This is a genomic window from Saccharibacillus sp. CPCC 101409 (assembly GCF_030518235.1).
Classification (GTDB): domain Bacteria; phylum Bacillota; class Bacilli; order Paenibacillales; family Paenibacillaceae; genus Saccharibacillus.
Map to the genome: position 1 here is coordinate 1 of NZ_JAULSA010000054.1, position 646 is coordinate 646.

General features: G+C 34.1%; 1 protein-coding gene. It reads right to left on the reverse strand.

What is annotated here, in order from left to right:
• Positions 1-50 precede the first annotated feature (50 nt).
• Entirely contained in the window at positions 51-476 is a 426-nt protein-coding gene (locus QWJ34_RS27025; RefSeq protein ID WP_302732231.1) for a DUF2971 domain-containing protein, read from the reverse strand.
• Positions 477-646 lie beyond the last annotated feature (170 nt).

The window sequence follows — 646 nt, forward strand, 5'->3', positions numbered from 1 at the left end:
AATCCGGCCATGAGCCCTTTTGTATTCAATTCGAGGTGTTGCACTTCATTTTACAATCCGTCAAATAAATTAATACTTTCTTCCTTGCTAATAAGTTTGGCTAAAGACTCATAACTAAAGCCAATAGATATTCCATGTCCATCATCAGCATAACCTCTCCATTGACTCAATATATCACCTTCTTCTGAGAAACAAGCTCCATAAAAAAGCTCTTCGTTTCTTTCAAGCATTCTTTCTTTGATCGATTTAATAACCAATTTTAAAGCATCTACTTCATCCAACCCATAAATCAGTTGCCCTCTAAAAAAAGGATCTTCTTTGTATCTCTGAATTATTTCATCCTCAATGTATTCTACTAGCCACTTTGTTTCTTTATAATCATTAGATTTAGAAATATCTGATAATCTTATTGTTTTATTTTTAATGATATTCAAAAAAGTTTCGTTACTGCAATAATGGTATAATGGCGTTTCCATTAACTATCACCTCATTAAATTTAATAAATTCCCCAATTCGTTAATTATCGAATTGATTACACCGTATTAAAAGAGATTATGTTGGGCTTGCTCTAAGGGGTTTCAGTTAACGTTCCTGTATTTACGACCCGACGCATGTCGGGTGTCTGGCGAATGCCAGACCAAGGACG